General features: G+C 66.8%; 17 protein-coding genes and 1 tRNA gene. 2 read left to right on the top strand and 16 right to left on the bottom strand.

The genetic code is table 11. The features are described from left to right. Positions 1-18 precede the first annotated feature (18 nt). Positions 19-444: a mercuric transporter MerT family protein gene (locus D5400_RS00755; protein ID WP_012092600.1), complete on the bottom strand. Its 426-nt coding sequence runs from the start codon at positions 442-444 to the stop codon at positions 19-21. An 85-nt stretch (positions 445-529) separates the two neighbouring features. Here D5400_RS00755 and D5400_RS00750 point away from each other — a divergent pair, with 85 nt between their 5' ends. Further along, positions 530-970 carry a MerR family transcriptional regulator gene (locus D5400_RS00750; RefSeq protein ID WP_012092599.1) on the top strand — a complete coding sequence of 147 codons (441 nt, stop codon included), beginning with the start codon at positions 530-532 and terminating at the stop codon, positions 968-970. Here the strand turns inward: D5400_RS00750 and D5400_RS21025 are convergent. Together D5400_RS21025 and D5400_RS00745 are read right to left on the bottom strand one after the other, a co-directional pair. Then, complete coding sequence (locus tag D5400_RS21025) at positions 953-1,090, bottom strand: hypothetical protein (protein ID WP_164527749.1); 138 nt, start codon at positions 1,088-1,090, stop codon at positions 953-955. The two genes, D5400_RS00750 and D5400_RS21025, sit on opposite strands and share 18 nt — an antisense overlap. Positions 1,091-1,549: 459 nt before the next feature. Continuing rightward, on the bottom strand, positions 1,550-1,951 hold the full coding sequence (locus D5400_RS00745; RefSeq protein WP_126006724.1) for a single-stranded DNA-binding protein: 402 nt from the start codon (positions 1,949-1,951) through the stop codon (positions 1,550-1,552). A 638-nt stretch (positions 1,952-2,589) separates the two neighbouring features. Here D5400_RS00745 and D5400_RS00740 point away from each other — a divergent pair. Further along, positions 2,590-3,993 carry a hypothetical protein gene (locus tag D5400_RS00740; protein ID WP_126006722.1) on the top strand — a complete coding sequence of 468 codons (1,404 nt, stop codon included), beginning with the start codon at positions 2,590-2,592 and terminating at the stop codon, positions 3,991-3,993. A gap of 93 nt (positions 3,994-4,086) precedes the next feature. On the opposite strand, the gene D5400_RS00735 is transcribed toward D5400_RS00740, so the two are convergent. The 13 genes from D5400_RS00735 to D5400_RS00675 form a co-directional block, all read right to left on the bottom strand. Next, a complete protein-coding gene (locus D5400_RS00735) occupies positions 4,087-4,503 on the bottom strand; it encodes a hypothetical protein (protein ID WP_126006720.1) in 417 nt (138 codons plus the stop codon). A gap of 139 nt (positions 4,504-4,642) precedes the next feature. After that, positions 4,643-5,584, bottom strand: coding sequence for a DUF2493 domain-containing protein (locus D5400_RS00730; RefSeq protein ID WP_201744832.1), 942 nt, complete (start codon positions 5,582-5,584; stop codon positions 4,643-4,645). A 320-nt stretch (positions 5,585-5,904) separates the two neighbouring features. Then, the gene (locus D5400_RS00725) at positions 5,905-6,945 is read right to left on the bottom strand and encodes a DUF7146 domain-containing protein (RefSeq protein ID WP_126006716.1); all 1,041 of its coding nucleotides are present in this window, start codon (positions 6,943-6,945) and stop codon (positions 5,905-5,907) included. Further along, positions 6,945-11,294 carry a strawberry notch-like NTP hydrolase domain-containing protein gene (locus D5400_RS00720; RefSeq protein WP_425364943.1) on the bottom strand — a complete coding sequence of 1,450 codons (4,350 nt, stop codon included), beginning with the start codon at positions 11,292-11,294 and terminating at the stop codon, positions 6,945-6,947. The genes D5400_RS00725 and D5400_RS00720 overlap by 1 nt, the downstream gene beginning before the upstream one ends. 148 nt (positions 11,295-11,442) lie before the next feature. Beyond that, a complete protein-coding gene (locus tag D5400_RS00715; RefSeq protein ID WP_126006712.1) occupies positions 11,443-12,087 on the bottom strand; it encodes an antitoxin of toxin-antitoxin stability system in 645 nt (214 codons plus the stop codon). Beyond that, positions 12,080-12,493 (bottom strand): hypothetical protein, encoded by a 414-nt coding sequence (locus D5400_RS00710; protein WP_126006710.1) that lies wholly within the window; start codon positions 12,491-12,493, stop codon positions 12,080-12,082. The genes D5400_RS00715 and D5400_RS00710 overlap by 8 nt, the downstream gene beginning before the upstream one ends. A gap of 70 nt (positions 12,494-12,563) precedes the next feature. Then, complete coding sequence (locus D5400_RS00705) at positions 12,564-12,761, bottom strand: hypothetical protein (RefSeq protein WP_126006708.1); 198 nt, start codon at positions 12,759-12,761, stop codon at positions 12,564-12,566. Continuing rightward, the gene (locus D5400_RS00700; RefSeq protein WP_126006706.1) at positions 12,761-13,021 is read right to left on the bottom strand and encodes a DUF6117 family protein; all 261 of its coding nucleotides are present in this window, start codon (positions 13,019-13,021) and stop codon (positions 12,761-12,763) included. The genes D5400_RS00705 and D5400_RS00700 overlap by 1 nt, the downstream gene beginning before the upstream one ends. Before the next feature lie 86 nt (positions 13,022-13,107). Beyond that, on the bottom strand, positions 13,108-15,261 hold the full coding sequence (locus D5400_RS00695) for a ParB/RepB/Spo0J family partition protein (RefSeq protein WP_126006704.1): 2,154 nt from the start codon (positions 15,259-15,261) through the stop codon (positions 13,108-13,110). A 125-nt stretch (positions 15,262-15,386) separates the two neighbouring features. Continuing rightward, the gene (locus tag D5400_RS00690; protein ID WP_126006702.1) at positions 15,387-15,728 is read right to left on the bottom strand and encodes a hypothetical protein; all 342 of its coding nucleotides are present in this window, start codon (positions 15,726-15,728) and stop codon (positions 15,387-15,389) included. Further along, positions 15,725-16,687, bottom strand: coding sequence for an ArdC family protein (locus D5400_RS00685; RefSeq protein WP_126006700.1), 963 nt, complete (start codon positions 16,685-16,687; stop codon positions 15,725-15,727). Before D5400_RS00685 ends, D5400_RS00690 begins: the two co-directional genes overlap by 4 nt. Positions 16,688-17,028: 341 nt before the next feature. Further along, positions 17,029-17,105 (bottom strand) — tRNA-Arg (locus D5400_RS00680). Positions 17,106-17,317: 212 nt separating this feature from the next. Next, positions 17,318-18,874: a sensor histidine kinase gene (locus tag D5400_RS00675; RefSeq protein WP_126006698.1), complete on the bottom strand. Its 1,557-nt coding sequence runs from the start codon at positions 18,872-18,874 to the stop codon at positions 17,318-17,320. Positions 18,875-18,917: the final 43 nt, after the last annotated feature.

The raw sequence follows: 18,917 nt of genomic DNA, 5'->3' as shown, positions 1-18,917 counted from the left end.
GGTAGTCTCCTCTTGGTGTCAGGCGGAAAGCAGCAGCGGCGCGACGTAGTCGAAGGCGAAAGCAGCGGCGACGAGTACGGTCGCGAACCAGAGCGCGATCTGAACGAGGCGGCTGGGGACGGCGCGCGTGCAGGCAGCCCCATCGGCACAGGCCTGTCGCGGCTTCCAGTAGACAAGGTAGAAGCCGTAGCCGAGCATGCCCGCCGTTGCGGCGACAAACAGTGGCTTGTAGGGCGCAAGCGCCGTCAGATTGCCGATCCAGGCGCCGCCGATGCCGAGGCTGAACAGGACGAGCGGAATGATGCAACAGGACGAGGCGGCGATGGCGCCGAGTATGCCGCCGACGGCGACCAGGCGCTGTCGCCCGGCCTCGCTTCGCTCTGGCGTCGTCAGGTTTGCCGCAGTCGGTGCAACGTCTGCTGGTCCGTGTCGGGATGCATTCATGTTCGACCTCGCTCTTCTTGTCGAAAACCTATCCAGGCGCTAATGTGCGGTCTGTAGCAACTACAGGGTCAAGGGGTATTTTTGGATGCGCGATCACGCTGGCGTGAAAGGCCTCAAGCGCGCCGAACTCGCACAGCGCACAGGGTGCAATCTGGAGACGGTCCGCTATTACGAGAAGGTCGGCCTCCTGCCGGAGCCGCCGCGCACGGCGAGCGGCTATCGCAGCTACGACAGCACCCACGAGCGACGGCTTCGCTTCGTCTTGCGGGCGCGCGAGCTCGGCTTCTCCCTCGATGAAGTCCGTGAACTGCTGCGCCTCGTCGACGAGCGCGACCAGCCCTGCGCCGAGGCAAGCGCCGTTGCCGCCGCGCATCTCGACGACGTGCGTGAAAAGATCGCCGACCTGAAACGCATGGAGCGAGTGCTGAAGGACGTGGTGGCCCAATGCACAGAAGGCAATCGGCGGGAATGTCCGCTGATCGAGACGCTGTTCCGGGAGCCGGCGAGCTCAGCGAAATGCCAGTGAGACAGCTTGACTGTTCAGATAAACGCCGACCGTGCCGTCGCCGGCGCGAAAGATGACGATCGTGACCAGCAGGGTGGCGGCGAGGCTGAAGGCGAAGGCTTGTGCGTCTGGAAGGGACATTGCTGCGGCTCCTGATCTGGAGCGGGGGCCATCCCCGCTCGACAGGCGCCCGATGGGTTTCGGCCGCGGCCGCGATCACCGCCGGGGCGAAGCCTCCGGCGGCGGCATGCCGTGCATAGTCCGACCCCTTGGGGTTGATCGTGGAAGGCCGCGACTGGAACGAAGGTAAGCCTCAAAGAGCGGGGTGGCATTCCTCCCCACGGAGCTGCACGTCCTCGCCCGGATGCGCCGGTAGGTTCGGCCTCGCGTCAATGCCACGCTCGGGCGTGCGCGCGGGTGGCACGCCGTCGATGCCTGCCCGCCACCTGGCAGAGGATCGGCGGCGGATATGCTCGGCCCAGACAGGGCGAGACGTCGAGTGAGCGTTGCGGGAAGGCTCGAAGCCGGGTCGCGAAGTTTCTGGCCGCGAACATGAAGAAGGCCCGGCGGCTTTCGCCGCCGGGCTCTCGACACCTCCTTTCAGAACGGGATCTCGTCGTCGGGATCGTTGGCGCCGCGGCTGTCGTCCTCCCGCTTCGGCCAGCTCAGGAAGTCCACCGTCTCGGCGATGATCTCCGTGCTGTAGCGCTCGACGCCTTCCCGGTCGGTCCACTTCGTGTAGTGGATGCGGCCCCGGACCAGCACCTTCATGCCCTTCTGGCAATGCTGCTCGACCGTCTTGCCGAGGCCGTTGAAGCAGGTGATGCGGTGCCATTCGGTCTCCTGGACCCGGTAGCCGTCCTTGTCCCGCAGAACCTTGCCTTCCGCGTAGCGGGGGCGCGAGGTGGCTAGGGTGAAGTGGACGATGCGGGTGTTGTTGATGGTGGTGCGGCCCTCGGGGTCCTGACCGATGTTGCCGGCAAGAATGACGATGTTCTGCATGGTAGTTCTCCGTTGCTTCAATCGGAGGGACCGTCCCTCCGACGAGACCCGGCCACGGTCGCCGGGAGCCGACAGCAACCCTTAAGGCCCGGAGTGGGGCGGGCAGGCGCTTCGCGCCAACACGGTCCGGAGCCGCGGGGGTTGAGGGCGGAAACCGCTCGGCCGTAGGGGATCAGTCAGTCGGAGGGCATGTCCTTCCGCGAACGCATCACGGAGAAACCGCAGAACCTTCCTCCTTGCCGGCCCGGCCATCGGTCGTGGCCTCTTACCCGCGCCATCTCGGGAAACAGCGCGATCGCCGCGCCTGTCTCAAGCGCATGCCGATCTCGGATTGCTGATGAGGAACAGCGCCGGCACCGGCGTCCGGGCGAATGGCGCCGTTACCATCTCCGGGGCAACGGTGACGGCTCGTGCGCGCCTGAAGGGATGAAGCATGGCTCCGGCTCGCCGCGCTGCCACGCCACGGTGGGCCGACCGGGAAGGCGTCGAGAGCACCAAAGACGCGATCACGCTGATTGGGACGTCCCGCGCCGGCTAGATGCGGAGACGGCGATGCGAAGACGGAGCGGATACCGGCGGCCAGCCCGTCATGGGCGAGGTTCGGAGAGCTGGTGGAGATGCCGTCGAGGCCCTTTGTCATGGGAGCGGCCACTTGCATCGCCGATTGGCCATTTTTGATTTCATCGGAAAGTGCGATGATGGCGTGGCTGGAGGGAACGACCTTGGGTAAGGAAACAGAGGAGGCACCTGAAGCGATACGGCTGGCTGTCGCCGACCTTTGGCGTGCGGCATGCCGAACGGAGGAAGAAGCTTATAGCTCGGCAGCATTTCGGTTGCTTGAGAGCAATTGCGCTTTGATCTATCCCGACATGAGCGGTTCTCGGCTCTCGAAACGTCCTTCCGGTGATTCATCGCGAAAGGAACTGCGGACGGCACTCGAAAACTTCTTCCGCTGGAATGAGGCACCTTGGCATTCAGGCAGCCTGCAAACTGCCGATGACACAGCACGGAAGCTGCATCGCGCTTTCTTGGTCGAGGAAGTGACGCGATTCCATTACGCGCCCCTCGATCGCCTCGATCTGGACGATTCAAGTCAGCGGCCGCACCAAAGCGTCGAGAATGTGCGTTTCGGGACGAACGAGATCGCCCTTCTCAGACGCGGGGAACTCGGTCGGCGCGTGCGGCATGATGCGCTAAAACGCTTCGGCCGTTGGCAGCAATTTCCCGTCGAAAGATTGGATGGGTTCTATTGGCTTGTCACGAGCGAGTCCGAGCCGGCTGGTGCGCTATGGGAACGCACTTGGCTTGGCGTGCTTCACAAGCGATGGGATGAGATCGGCAAGGTTCCAGTGTTCGAGCCGACGTTTCCGTCGCCTGTGGAGGACGCGCTATTTGTGCTGCTTTTGTGTCTTAGCAAGGAGTCGATTGACGGCTCGTGGGAACCGTTTGACGTTCCCTGGGTCTATTCGTTCTCCGACGATCCGTTCGCTGACGCGCCGCGCGCGCCCGACGCGGCGGCTATGACCTGGACCCTCATCGGTCATCCGGACGAGGAGATCGAAGTTCCCGATCGGTCGGAGTCTTTCGAGCTTGGCCGACAACAACTCGACACACTCGAACAGCGATGGCGGTTGCTTCAAAAGGTGCTTGCAAAGCGAGGCACAGAGAGAGCGATCTTACATCCGCTGACTAAGCACTTCTTCGTCAAAGCTCTCTCGGAAGAAGGGATCGACGAGATCGTTGTGAACATAAGCTGTATCGAGGCGACCTTGATGCTCAGGGAACATCGCGGCCGCGAGAAGATGAAGCGCAGATACAGACGTCTCGTTGATGACGACAACGAAGCGGACTGGCTGGAGCGCGGTTACACGTTGAGAGACGAGTATCTGCACAGTCTCGGCCATCCGAATGGGACGATCTCGTGGGATGACCTCGGGCACATTCGGCTAAGCGTTGCCAAGGCGGTGGAGCGGTATCTTGATCTGATTGACGAGAAGGCTGAGTTGAATCGGGAAGAACTGCTCCGTTCTTTGGAAACGTGAGTGTCGGGCTCGCGTGACCCATCGGCGTCGACCATGTGAACCATTTCCCGGCAGCGATCTGATCAAGTCCGCCCGGAGGGGCGATAGAAGGCTTCAGCGCGGCGTGAAGGCGGCGGCGTGGGCGCTGATGTTCAACAGCGCGGCGATGCCGACGAACAGGCCGCCGGTGCCGCATAGAAGATTTAGCGCAACCGTCGACTCGATGACGTTCTGCGCGACGCCATGCACCACCGCATAGCCTGCCAGGGCGGCGGGCGCGGCGAATAGCACGAGGACGGGAAGACGCAGGAGGGGTGCCCGCACGAAGGCGAGGACGGCGGCGGCGACCAGAACGGAAAGGCCGGCAGCGCCGAGCGCGGCGACGATGGACATGGCAATCCCCGCATCGACCGCATGGACGTAGCGGAACGCGGCAAGCCCGACCATGAACGGGAGGGCGTAGACCGCGAAGTGCCATGCGATCATGGTGAGCGCGATCGACAGCGAGACGGCAAGCAGGATGAGGGTCATGGAAGCCTCCGGATGATCGGTCCAAGGATCACGACAGGCTGTCCGACGATACGCTCCGCCTGCGACTTTGCTTCTATGCCGGTGCTGCGAGGATGCACGGATTTGACTCCTTTTGCTGGCGATCGTCAAGCGGCGGCGCCTAAGCGCCACCCCGATCGCGGAAATCGTAGACGTTGATGCCGAGCTTCCTCGCCTTGTCGGCAAGGTTGCCCTGGATGCCGCCGCCGGGAAAGACGATGACGCCGATCGGAAGCGTTTCGAGCACGGTGTCGTTGCGCTTGAAGGGCGCCTGCTTCGCCGGATACTTGGCGAAGTCGGGCGGGAACGGAACGGTCGGCACCTTGCGGTTCGCCGCCCACTTGTCGGCGATCAGGTCGGTGCCGGTCCTGGCGCCGCCATGCAGGAGGACCATCTGCGGATACTTGGCGTGAACCTTGTCGAGCACGCCCCAGATGAGAGCGTGGTCGTTGAAGGTGTTGGCGCCGGAGACCGCGATCCTCGGGCCTGCCGGGATCAGCACCTCGGCGTCCGCCCTGCGGCGGGCGGAGATGAAGTCGCGGCTGTCGACCAGCGCCGAGGTCAGGTTGCGGTGGTTGACCATCGAGCCGGAACGCGGCCGCCAGCTTGAGCCGGTGTGGCGCTCGTAGTGTTCGGCGGCCTGGTCGCGCATCAGCTCGAAGGCGTCGCGCCGCTCGATCATGGTCTGGCCCTCGGCCGTAAGGCGCTCCAGCTCGACCGCCTTGATCTCGGTGCCGTCCTGTTCCCGCTGGAGGCGGCGCTGGGACTGCTCGTTGTCGTCCAGCGTGCGCTCGATCCGCTGGACGGCGCGGTGGAAGAGATTGACGGTCGACCAGAGCAGGTCGTCGAGATCGGGTTCGAGGCGGGTGTCGCCAAGCGTGGCGATGAGGGCGTCGAAGATGTCTGCGATGGCTCCGGCCACCGTGCTGCCCTCGGGCAGCGGCCTCGGACCGGGCTCGTCCTCGAAGGGGCGCCAGCCATAGAGCTGGAGTTCGGTGAGCAGGCGGTCGGTTGGGGATGAGGCGTGCTGCGGCTCGAAGCCGTCTTCGTGTTCGCTTCCCATCTGCGTGGTCTCCTTCGTCGGTCCGACCGCGACCCTCGCGGCCTTCATGGCGTCGGAAGCCCACGGGCGGCCCGGACTGGCAGCCCTCGCTCGCGAGGGCCTTGATGGCTAAGCCCGGCAATCTTGTTTCGCGATGCAAAGGCGGGGCTCGCCCCGCCGGCGGACGATAGCCGGAGCGCCGCCATTGCTTGTCCGGGCCGTTTGTGGGCTCGATCGCCCTCTGGGAAGGCCGGGTGGCGGTCTCTGCCGACGATCGCGGGAGCCGCGCGGAAGCGAACCGGGGACGGCGGCCGCGCCGCCTGCTCCATCCCCGATCCCGACTATGCCGCCAGGGCCATGAAGCGGCTGGCGTCCTCATGGACGAGCTGAGGCCGCATCTGCGCCCGAAGGGCCTCCGGGCCGTGGAGCCGCAGATCCTCGTTGAAGTCCTCGAGCCGTGGCGACAGCACGATCGCCTCGATCCCGGCGCTCGCCGCCCGCTCGACCAGACGGTCCCGCGCACCGTCGCCGGCCGGATCGCGGTCGCGCAGGATGTAGAGCCTGCGCAGCGTCGCCGGGAACAGGATCGCGGCGAGATGGGCGGCCGAGGTCGCCGCCAGCATCGGCATCATGGGCAGGACCATGCGGGGCGACAGCACCGTCTCGATGCCTTCGCCGGCCGCCAGCACATCGTCCGACGCGCCGAAGCGGATGCCGTGGCCGAGCAGGTCGCCCATCGCCCGCCTCGGCGTGTCGACGGCAGCCTTCCCCGATCCGTCCGGCGCGAGCCAGGTGCGATGCGCCCCGGTAAGCCGGCCGTCAAGGTCGGTGACGGCGGCGATCAACGCCGGCAAGGTCTTTCTCGGGCTGTGCTCGTCAGGCCGGTAATAGCAGCGCGGATGGAACCGTAGGCTGGAGATGCCGGAGAGGTCCGTGATGCCGCGCCGGCGCAAATAGGTTTGCGCGAGCGTGCCGCGGATCGGCTTCGATATGCCGAACAGGCGCCGTGCCGCTTCGGGCGAGCCGGATGCGCGCCGGCTCGCCTTCCCGGCCGCCGTTCCGGTGTCCGGTTCGGGATGAGGCAGGCTGAGGAAGCGTCGCGCCTCGTCGGCTATGTCCTTGAAGTCGACGAGGCCGAGGCTTTCGCGGACAATATCGAGCATGTCGCCATGCTCGCCGGTGGCGGCATCGGTCCAGTGGCCGGGCGGTCCCTTGGCCGAGCTGCGCAGCCGGACGAAGGTGGAGCGGCCGGGCAGGTTCCGGGCGTCCCCGACCAGCCAGTAATTGCCCTGGCGTCGTCCGTTGGACAGATAGTGGCGGCAAGCCGCCTCGGCATGGAGGCCGAGACGGCGGGCAAGCTCGGAAGCGTCGAGACGGGGCATTATGCGGCCTCCCGTTCGCTGAAGCGCTCGACCGACCATCGGTCGAGCAGCCTCGCCAGCACCGCGACCCCGCTCGCGTCGGTGGGAACGAACATGCGTAGTTTCCACGAGATGATCTCGTGGAACAAGCCGTAGGCCGAGAGACGCTCGCGCATCGTGTCGGTGAAGCCCGACAGCTCGATGCGGTGGGCGCCCATGACGCGGACGCGGCGAAGCTGGAGCCCATCGTCGAGGTCGATGATGGTCCTCCCCTCCATCAGCGCCGCGAACGCCTCGTCGGCAGAGAGCGAGACCGATCCGGTCGTCACCGCGTTCGCCGCCCATGCCGGCGAGACCCTGCGGCCGATGATGCGCTCGCCGTCATCGGTCTGAAGCCGGTAGACGCGCGAGGACTCGTTGGGCAGGCGTCGCCAGATCGGCAGCAGCAGGCCGGTGACGATGTGGATGGTGGAATCCGAGAACTCCGGCACCTCCGCCACCTCTGCCTGCCAGACCGATGCGAAGGCGTCTCGGTCCGCCTCGACCCAATGGCTTCCGACCATCGCACCGAACGGGATGGTGTGAGCCTCCATCGGCCGGATCAGCCGGACGCGATACTGGACATCGCCATCGTCGGTCATCACGGACGGCGCATGGACCCGCACCGCGGCGCGGCCGGAGCGTTCGTTGACCAGCAGCTTCGCGCGCGGGTCAAGGAGATGGTCGAGCGCGGCATCGAGCGTGACCGGCCGGTTGCGCTTGCGCTCGGAGATGGTGAGAAGCCGGGTCTCGGCGCCGGTGCCGGGATGCGTGTAGATCGTCTCCCTTCCGGTGACGACGAAGCTCTCGGCGCTCAGCGTCTCCAGGCCGGCATCGTAGCTGCCCGACGCGATGGCGCCTTCGATCCGCGCGTTCAGCAACCCCTCGAAGGCGGTGAAGATGATGCCTTGCATCTCGATGGTGAGCGCGAGCAGCCGGTTGAGGAAGGTGGTGATCGGCGGCAACTCGTCCTTGATGCCGGTCGAATCCATCAGCTTTAGGCCGGTCGACGCCTCGAACTTCCCCAGCGAGCAGCCCTCGACCTTGCCGCGCACGATCAGCATGTAGAGCTGGCGCAGCGCGTCGCGGGCATAATGCGATTCCAGATTGTCCTCCGGGCGGAACAGGCCCTGACCGCCGGTCTGCCGCTGGCCGCGCGTGATCGCGCCCAGCGTGTCGAGCCGGCGCGCGATCGTGCTGAGAAACCGCTTCTCGGCCTTGACGTTGGTGGCGATCGGCCGGAACAGGGGCGGCTGCGCCTGATTGGTCCGGTGCGTGCGGCCGAGCCCCTGGATGGCGGCGTCGGCCTTCCAGCCGGGTTCGAGGAGATAGTGGACGCGCAGCCGTGTGTTCCGCGCCGACAGTTCGGCGTGGTAGCTGCGGCCCGTTCCGCCCGCGTCCGAGAAGACCAGAACCCGCCTCTGGTCGTCCATGAAGGCGGCGGTCTCCGCGAGATTGGCCGAGCCGGCGCGGGTCTCGACGACGAGCCGATCGTGGCCGCCATTGCTCGTCCTGCGGACGATGCGGCGCGACCGGCCGGTGACTTCGGCCACGATGTCGGTGCCGAAGCGCTGGACGATCTGGTCGAGCGCGCCGGGAACGGGCGGCAGGCTCGCCAGCTTCGCGATCAGCGTATCCCGGCGGGCGACGGCCTCGCGGCTCTCGACCGGCTGGCCGTCGCGCGTGACGGGCCGCGACGACAGCCTGCCCTCCGAGTCGGTGAAGGGCTCGTAGAGCTGCACCGGGAAAGAATGGCGAAGGTAGTCCAGGACATACTCGCGAGGCGTTATGTCAACGCGGACGTCGTTCCATTCCTCCGTGGGAAGCTCCGCCAGCCTGCGCTCCATCAGCGCCTCGCCGGTCGAGACGATCTGCACCACGGAGGCATGGCCCGCCTCCAGATCGCGCTCGATCGAGCGGATCAGGGTGGGCGTCTTCATGCTGGTGAGCAGATGGCCGAAGAAGCGCTGCTTGGCCGACTCGAATGCGGAGCGCGCGGCGGACTTTGCCTGCTTGTTCAGCGTGCCGGAGCCGCCTTCGCCTCCGCCGATGATGTTGGCGGCCTGCATGGCGGCGTCGAGGTTGTTGTGGATGATGGCGAACGCCCCGGCATAGGCGTCGTAGATGCGGGTCTGCTCGGGCGTTAGCTCGTGCTCGACCAGCTCGTATTCCACGCCGTCGAAGGAGAGCGAGCGCGCGGTGTAGAGGCCGAGCGCGCGCAGGTCGCGGGCCAGCACCTCCATCGCCGCAACACCGCCGGCCTCAATCGCCTCGACGAACTCGGCCCGCGTCGAGAACGGGAAGTCCTCGCCGCCCCACAAGCCCAACCTCTGCGCATAGGCCAAATTGTGAACCGTGGTGGCGCCGGTCGCCGAGACATAGACGACGCGGGCGTCGGGAAGCGCATGCTGGAGACGAAGCCCGGCGCGGCCCTGCTGCGACGGAGCGGCATCGCCCCGCTCGCCCTTGCCGCCGACGGCGTTCTGAAGCGCGTGGCATTCGTCGAAGATGACGACGCCATCCCAGTCGGCGCCGAGCCAGTCCACGATCTGCTGGACGCGCGACGCCTTCTCGCCGCGCTCGTCGGTCCTGAGCGTGGCGTAGGTGGTGAACAGGATGCCTTCCGGCAGCGTGATCGGCTTGCCCTGCGGGAAGCGCGACTGCGGCGTAATCAGCAGGCGCTCCATGCCGAGCGCCGACCAATCCCGTTGCGCGTCTTCGAGCAGCTTGTCCGACTTCGAGATCCACAGCGCCTTGCGGCGGCCTCTCATCCAGTTGTCGAGGATGATGCTCGCGGATTCGCGGCCCTTGCCGACGCCGGTGCCGTCACCGATCATGAAGCCGCGCCGGAAGCGGACGGAACCACTCGCGTCGTCGGCAGCGGCCGTCACGACGTCGAAGGTCTCATCGACCGTCCACGCGCCGGCGAGATAATCGGAATGGGCCTCGCCGGCATAGATCAGGGTTTCGAGCTGGGCATCCGACAGGAGGTCGCGGATGTTGGCCGGCAGGCGCGGCCGGTAGCTCGGCTTCGGCGGCGCGACGGACGCCATCGCCGCCGACTGCACCAGCTTGGTCGGATGAGGCTGCGCGCCGGGGATGCGGATCGACTGGAGCGCGTATTCCTCATAGATGGAATCGGTGATGCCGGCGCTCCCGGCATCCTGGCGGTCGATGATCTCGTAGCTGAGGTCAACGCCTTCCGGCTCGGCTAGGGGCTTCCTCGGCGCGGCCTTTGCGGAGCGGGCGAGATAGCCGCGCACGGTGCGGGGCGCGGGCGTGGCGGCGACCGGAACCGCGACGGCGGGATCGACCGGCAGGCGGGCCGGCACATGCTCGGCAACCCAGCCCATCAGCGCATCCGCGTCGGGCGCGATGCCGAGCGACGCGGGAAAGACTGTGGGATCGTCGGCCGGCTGCTTGTCGATGACGGTCAGCCGCGTCGGGAACGTCGTGCCGTGCTTGGCATAGACGGCGCCGTCGATGGCGGCCGTGAATACGACACGGCCGCGTTCCTGCAGACGGGCGTAGGCGGAAGCCCATTCGGGTGCGTCGGGTGCGAAGTTGGCGCCGGTGATGGTGACAAGGCGGCCGCCGGGAGCGAGGCGCGCCAGCGCAGAGGCGACATGGCGGAATGCCGCGTCCGCCATGCGGGTCTCGACATGCGCCATGACCGAGAATGGCGGGTTCATCAGCACCACGGTCGGCGTCACGGCCAGGTCGAGGTGGTCGTCGATCTGGGCCGCATCGAAGCGCGTGACGGACAGGGCCGGAAAGAGGGAGGAGAGGAGCGAGGCGCGGGTCTCGGCCAGCTCGTTGAGGACGAGCGTGCCCCCGGCGATCTCGGCCAGGATGGCGAGCAGGCCGGTGCCGGCCGAGGGCTCCAGCACGCGGTCGGCCGGCGTGATCGCGGCGGCGGTGGCCGCGACCAGGCCGAGCGGGATCGGGGTCGAGAACTGCTGGAAGGATTGCACCTCCTCGGAGCGGCGCGTGTGGGTCAGCATCAGCGCCGCGATGCGTTCCAGCAGCGGCAGGCTCGCAGCGGGAGAGCCGCTCTTGCGGAGCAGCGCCTTGCCGAACTTGCGCAGGAACAGCACCGTGGCCGCCTCGCAGGCTTCGTAGGCGGTCTTCCAGTTCCATGCGCCCGCCGCGTCGGAGCCGCCGAAGGCGGTTTCCATCGCGTGGCGCAGCGCCGGAGCGTCGATGCGCTGGCCGCGTTCGAGATGGGGGAGAAGGAGCTGCGCGGCCGCGAGGATGGCGGCGGCGGTGCCGGGCTCGGAGGCGAGCGGGATCGGCGCGGCAGCGTTGGCGGCCACGGTAGCGGGCATCATGTTCATATGGGAGCCTCAAGGAGAGCGGGAACGGGACGAGCCGACCGGCGCTCTCTCTCGACCGCACCGGCTCGAACCCGTCCCGGCCTTCCTCTCGCTCTCGGACCACCGGGACCGGCAAGCGCCCGCGCGATCTGCCGGAAGCGGATCAGCCGAAGCGGCGGCCAGATGAGGTGAAGGTGTATTCGTTCGCGGCAATGGCCTCGTCGACCACCTCGTCCGACAACAGAAACTCGTATTCACGCTCAAGCTGGCGGTAGAACCAGCGTGCGAGATCGCGCAGCGCCTCCGTCACGGCGTCCTCGGCGTCGGCGGTCATGTCCTGATAGATAGGACTGTCGCGTTCCACCGATATGACCATGCAGTATTCGTGGCAGTAGCGGCCGCGATGGCTGACGCCGGCATGGAGCTGGTAGAAGTTGCGGCGCTGGATCGCCTGGAGCGCGTCGGCGATCCGGTGAAGCTCGCCATCCTTGGGAGCATGGTCGCGGATTTTTCGCGGTGCGCCCCTGGCGTGGCTGTAGCTTCCCTCGAAACAAGCACCGTCGCCCTGGCTCCAGAAGCCGGAGAAGTAGATGCACGGCTTCTGACGGGTGCCGCCGCCATAGAGCGGAACGGTGCGGGTCCGGAGCCGCACGCCGAGAATCTCGCAGACACGCTCGAAATCATCGAAGATGAACTCGTGCAAGTCATGGTCGAACGCGCCTTCGCGATACCATGCACGCGCCCTGTCCTTCGCGTCCGCGGACAGCTCACCGAGGCGGTAGACGGTGGTTTCGACGATCTCAGGCATGGCGGTCGCTCCCCTTGGGATCGCGGGCGGCGGCCATCATCGCTTCGGCCTTGGCGATTGCGGACACCGCACGTTGCCGCCAGAGCGCGAGTTCAGGCGCTGCCGGATCGGCGGCGGCGAACATCTTGAGAAGGCCGAGCAGCACCTCGAAATGCCGGGCCTTCCGGCGCATGGTGTCGCCATATTGCGAGGGAACCGGAAGGCTGCGGGCCGAGTGGGGAGCGCCGGTTCCTTCCCAGATGCCGCTGACGAAGGTTTCGCCGGGGGTGTCGTGAGAAATCTTGCGGATCGACCAATCGCCGTCGTCCACCGCCAGCCGGCATGCCTTGTCGACGGTATCGGCCTCGTAGCTGCGAAGACGGTAGACCGGCACGTCATGCGCGGTCTCGATGGTGAAGGTGGGCATGGAAGCCTCCTGAAACGAAAAATGCCCGGCAAGAGGCCGGGCGAGGTTGGGAGAAAGGGAGGGAACGACGTCAGTGGCGGGTTCGCATGAAGCCACGCTGGATCTCCGCGTGGCGGCGAAGCATCGCGCAGTAGAAGATCCTGCGGAGCAGCCGCCGGCACGGATCGGCGCGGACTTCCGGCGACAGAAATCTTACCGCCGCCCGGAGCACGGCCCGGTCCGTATCGAGCGGGGTGACGCCGAGATTGGGATAGAGCGTGTGCAGCATCACCGGCCTCCGTCGTCGGGCGCCAGGAAGCCGGACGGATCGTCCGGGTCCGGCGGAAGATAGGCGTCGTAGGGATCGCCATCGGCCAGATGGCCGAACGGCGTGAAGACGTAATCGCCGCCGTCGCGGCCGACCGCGCAGATGACGTAGCGCAGGTTGCCGGTCGCGGCGTCCTGGCACTCCATCAGGGCGAGGTTGCCATCGCCAGCCGCTCTCAGCAGCGTCTTGAAGTTGGTGCGTGCATGGTCGGGAATCGCCATGTCGATCTCCTGAAACGATAACGGCCCGGCGCATGGCCGGGCCGAGAGTGAAGGGATGGAAGGGAGCGGCCGGAGCCGCTCCGCGACTATTCGGCGGCGACCAGATGCTCGGGATCGCCCTCAACGCTGCCGACCGCCTCCTCCTCATCACCGGCGAGGAAGGCGGGAAGCGCCTCGCCATCGCCCTCCGTGCCCGCCTCAAGCTCCGGCTCGGCGTCGAGCGGCCGCAGCGGCTCGGGCAGCCAGCCGGTTTCAGCGAGCAGCCGTTCGGCTTCCTCGGCCATGTCGCCCTTCTTCAGATGGGCGATCAGGTCGGCCGCGCGATCGCCGGCGCCCTCGCGGACGGCTTCGAGGATGCGGGTCTTCGGAACGCGGCCGAGATAGTTTTCGACCGTGGGCCGGAAGCCCGCCTCGATCATGTCGAGGCCGGTGGTGCGGGCGAGCCGGTCGGCCTCGGCCATGCGAAGGTCGAGACCGTGCTGCGAGATGCCGCTGGCGCTGATCGGGTTCGGCCGCTCGTAGAGCGCGTTGACGCCGTAGCTCACGCAATGGGCGAGCAGCGCCAGGCGGCTGGCCTCGTCGAGCGCGGCGAGCCAGTCCCAGAGCGCGTCGTCGTCGGACGGAAGGTCCGCCTTCCAGCCGTCGTGCCGCTCCTTGACCGACTGCGCATAGGGGCTGTCCTTGAGGTCCGGACCCTGCTCGCGGAAATAGACCTCGCGGACGGAAGCCCCGACCGCGGCGCCGGTGGTGGAGCGCCCGAACGTGTCGCGCACCAGCTTGTGCAGCAGCGCCGTGAGCGCGACCTGCGGGTTGGCGCCCACGGCGTCGCGCAGGGCGAGCGTGCGATGCGCCGTCAGCTCGGCCACCAGCCTTTCCGACAGGGGACGGATGACGTCTTCCTCGTCCTCCTCCGGCTCGGCAGGCTCGCCGCCGATGGTGATGACGGTCCGCATGACTCGCGGCTCCTCCGTGCCGTCGCCGTCGGCGCCTACGGCCTCCGGCGCTTCGCCGTCGACGGCCGCGGCCGGCTCGTCCTCGGGCCGGACATAGCCGCGTTCGACGACAAGATCGCCATCGGAATCGACCGAGATGAAGGCGCCGGCGCCGGCGATCTCGGCCGGGTCATAGATGGCCGGGCGGTTCTCGAAGGCGTCAAGCGCCGCCTCGATCTCGCTGAGCCGCTGGTGGATCTCGTCGGGCAGCTCGTCGCAGCCGTCATGCTCGGCCATCAGGGCGTCGTACTCGTCGCGCAGCGCCTCGCGCTGCTTGCGCTCCTTCCGCGTGAGTTCGGGCAAGGTGCCGGCGAGCACGCGAAGGCCCCGCTCGTGGCCGAGCGGGAGGTCGAGGCTGACGGCGATCCACTTCCAGCCCTCGGAGGCCACCTCGTCGGCGACGGTCCTGAGCTTGTCCGCAACCAGCCTGTCGAGCAGAGGCACGTCGTCGAGCCAGCCGCCATCCTCCTCGTCGAACAGGTAGCGGGGCAGCACCGGGCCGCCGGCCGCGACATAGGCGTCGAGGCCGATGAACATGGCGCGCTTGTCGGACGCGGGAACGCTGGTCTCGGTGAGCATCTGGCGGACGTGCCAGGGTTCGCGGTAGTGCGACTGCCTCACGGCATCCCAGACCTGCTCCTGACGGGCATGATCGGGATTCGCGGTGAAGGTCTCCAGCAGCGCCAGCGTCATGCCGTTCTCGGCATAGACCTCCAGCAGCTTCGGCGAGACCTTGGCGAGCGCGAGGCGCTGCGCGACATAGCGCTCGGTGGTGAAGTAGGCGGTGGCGACCTCCGCCTCGGACATGCCGCCGTCGACCATGCGCTTGAAGGCGCGGAACTGATCGAGGGGATGCAGCGCCAGCCGCAGCACGTTCTCTGCGAGCGAGTCGTCCACGGCCGAGGTCTTGGCGTCGGCCTTCTTGACGATGCAGGGAACGAGCCCGTCCTCGGGGAAACGCCCCGCCTTCACGAGCCGGGCGATCGACCTGTAGCGGCGCCCGCCCGCCGGCGTCTCGAAATCGCCGGTCTCGTTGCCGTCCGCGTCGAGGATGGCACGGACATTGAGACCCTGCACGAGGTCCTCGCGGCGGTCGATGTCGAAGGTGAGTTCGTCCAGGCCGGCCTCGACGTCGACCTCGCGGACATTGCTGTCCGACAGCCTGATCCGGTTGAACGGAATATCGCGCGCCCGCGAGAACACGATCATTGGGACGGCGGCGGACTTCTTCCTGGCAGCTCTTGCCATCGTGGTTTCTCCACGACGGGCGCGGAGAGCCTCTCTCTCCGCTTCCAACCCGTCACGGAAACCCCGGCACCTCTCTTCCTCTCGGCTGCGCCGGCACACACCGGCGCAGCCATCGGCCGGAACGGTCACAAGGCGTACTGCCGGGGCCGTTCGTCGTTGATGCGGTATTTGCAGCGCAGCGCTAAAATCGCGCCGTTCTGCCGCTCGACCTTGCGGCGAAGCCGCTCAAGCTCGGCCTGCGCGGCTTTGGACGTACGATCGAGGATGCGCCGGTATTCGGCCTCGTCGGCTCCGGTCCAGCGGCTCATCCGGCGATGATACCAGCGCGACTTCGGGCGCCGCCTGATGGTCTCGGCTTCCGCGCCGTCGCAAAGCCGGCGCTCGACAAGGGCGAGGTTGTGCCGGGTCTCAGCCAGGCTCTCCTCCATCCGAGCGAGCGCGGTGCGCAATTGCGCGTAGGTCATCATGCCGCCCTCCTGTCGATCGAGGAGGCGGCATCGACGGCGGGCTGCTCGTCGGCCGGCAGGAAGGAGAGAAGCCAGTCGGCCGCCTTGCTGGCCTGCGACGCGGCGCGGAAGATGGCGCGGTTGTCCTCGCGCATCGTGTCGATCCACGCGCCGATATAGTCGGCATGGCGCACGGTGGGCCTGATGCCCAGCGCCGCGCAACAGAAGGCGCTCGAAAGCTCGGCGACGCATTCCTCGACGAAATACTTCTTCGAGCCGAAGGAGCCGCCGAGATCGCGAGCGAGGCGCGAGTGATGGCCGCTGGCGTGCGACAGCTCGTGCAGGGCCGTGCGGTGCCAGTTGATCGGCTCGAAGAAGGCGGCCGGGGGCGGCACGACCACATAGTCGGGGGCCGGCATATAGAATGCCTTGTCGCCGCCGATGCGGAAGTCGATGCTGGTGGCCTTGATGAGCGCCTCGACGGTGGGCTCGATCTGGCCGGGCGGCGGAGGCGGTGCGGCGACGGTGACGTCTTCGGGAAGGTTCTCGCATTGCACGGTGTTGAACACGGTGAAGCGCTTCAGGAAGGGAATCGCGTGGGCTTCCTCGCCGGTTTCCTGCGCGCGCTTCTTTTCCTCGTCGGGGATGAAGCGGTCGGCGTAGACGACCGTGGTGCCGTGCTCGCCCTTGCGAACATTGCCGCCGAGCGAGAGCGCCTGGCGGAAGGTGAGCCAGCCCTGGCCGGGGAAGCCGCGCTCGACCACGGCGCCCCAGAGAAGAAGGATGTTGATGCCGGAATATTGCCGGCCGGTGACGGCGTTCTTCGGCAGGCCGAGGAGCGCGTCGGCCTCGGGGGTGCCCCAAGGCTGCACCCAGGGCACGCGGCCCGCCTCCAGTTCGGCGATGATCTTGTCGGTGATGTCGTCGTAAAGGCTCGTCCGGTCCGAGCCGGCGCGAGCGCTGCGGTCATGTCTGGCCATCGGGATTACTCCGCGACGGGCCTCGGGAGCCTCTCTCCCGATCCCAGCCCGTCACGGCAAACCCGGCCTGCCTCTCACTCTAGGGGGGCGTTGCGGGGTCTCCCCGCAGAAGGGGGTGCGCCGGCAACGAAGTGCCGGCCAGGGGGAAGGCTTTCCCCCCGAGACCATCATCAAATTCGCCCCACCAGCTATCAAAAAGTGGGAATCACATGCTGCCGATGCCGACATTCCGCGTCTATCTGCAACAAAAACCCCAGACTAAAACCCAGACTAAAATGGATTTTTATGCTGGGGAGCTATCGCGCTGAAGGCAGAAAATGAAGTGATTTCAGTGGGTTAAATGGCGCGCCCGAAAGGATTCGAACCTCTGACCCCCAGATTCGTAGTCTGGTGCTCTATCCAGCTGAGCTACGGGCGCGTTGGCGGTGGATCCGGTGGATCGACCGCGACGGCGCTTACCTAAAACGTAGCCGGGGGGAATGCAAGCGCGGTTCGGGAAAAAATTGGATGAGGTCGAACTGTTCTTTATGAGCACGTCGTGCGGCCTGCAGATCAAGCGCTGCTGGGTCCATGGAGCTACGGCCAGCGCAGCCGCATGCTCATGCGTTGCACGGGATGGCCAGGCGACGATCAGGGGATCTGTTGGCGATCCTGGTCGAGCCGGTGCTTCGGGCGGTTGCGAAAAGCTGCGATCGGCAGGGGCTGGTCGGGCAGAACGATGGCGAAGATCGTGCCGGGGCTGTTGCTTTCCACCAGCTTCAGGTCGCCGCCATGGGCAAGCACGAGCTCACGCGCGATGGTAAGGCCAAGACCCGTGCCGCCGGGCCGGGTCGATCCGCGAAACGCCTTGAAGAGATTGGCCCGTGCGCCGGCCGGCATGCCGGGGCCGGTGTCTTCGACCATGATAGTCACCACGCTGCCTTCGCGCCTGGCGGCCACGCGGATGCGCTTCACGAGCGCCGCGTCGCCTTCGAGGCTCTTCAGCGCCTCGACCGAGTTGCGGGAGAGGTTGTGGATGACGCGGAAGAGCTGCTCGCTGTCGGCTTCCACCTCGAGCCCGTCGGGCATGTCGATCACGAAATCGATCTCGAAGGCGGGGTCAACGGCGGTGATGTCGCGCACGTCCTCGATCAGCCGCTTCAGATCCAGCCAGCGCCGCTTCGGCGTCGCTTCGCGCGCGCGGCCATAGGCGAGCACCTCGTTCGAATAGGAGACGGCACGGTCGATGGTGCGCAGAAGCTTTGGCGCAAAACGCTGCACGATCGGGTCGTCGACGCCGGCGAGGCGGTCCGAGATGAGCTGCGCGGAGGCGAGGATGTTGCGCATGTCGTGGTTGATCTTGGAGACGGCGAGGCCGAGATCGGCGAGGTTCTTCTGCTCCTTCAGCGTGTGCTGCAGTTCCTGCTGCATGGAGGCGAGGTGGCGTTCGGCCTGGCCGAGCTCGTCATCGCGCGTGCTGGGGCGGATCACGCGCGCGGGCTCGTCCGGTGCCTCGGCAAAGGCCTGCATGTTTGCCGTCATGCGCCGGATCGGCCGGATCAGAAGCGCATTGATGGCAAAGAACACGAAGCCCGCAGTGATGAAGGAGATGACGAGCGACAGGATGAGGACGTTCCGGGCATAAACCAGCATCGCCGTCTTCAGCGGCCGTTCTTCCATCACGATCTCGATCATCGTGCCCGGATCGCCGGCAACCGGGCCGAAGACACGGATGATCCGGTCGCTGCCATGGACGAGCGTTCCGATGGCATCGCCGATAGCTGTCAGCGGCCCGACATCGGAGAGATCATATTGCATGTCGACGGTCGGCGGCACCTGCGTGCTGGCGATCAGGCGCGAGGAGCCTGCACGCCGGAGCGCGATGGCCTTGGTGCCGGTGCTCATCAGGGTGTCGGTCTGGACCGGCTGGGGAAGGTCCATCTCGTCGAAGCCTTCGACGACGATGCTGGCGGAGGCAGCCGTCGCGAGCTTGTCGGACAACCAGCGCAGCCGCATGTTCGAGACGGAAGGGACGAAGATCAGCACTTCGGCGATCATCACGAAAAGGATCGTCAGGAAGAGGAGCTTGCTGGAGAGCCCCCGGCCGAGCCGGATCTCATCGTCCCCACCAGGTGTCCGCGCCTCTTCCTTCGCTGAAACGCGGCCGGGCGGCGTGACGTCAGGGGGCGGGATATCCGCTTCGCTCATGTCCTATCCATATGCACCGTTCCCCGCGCAGCAGCAGCCCGAA

The sequence above is a fragment of the Georhizobium profundi genome (assembly GCF_003952725.1).
Lineage (GTDB): Bacteria > Pseudomonadota > Alphaproteobacteria > Rhizobiales > Rhizobiaceae > Georhizobium > Georhizobium profundi.
This window is presented reverse-complemented; position numbering and strand designations above follow the sequence as displayed.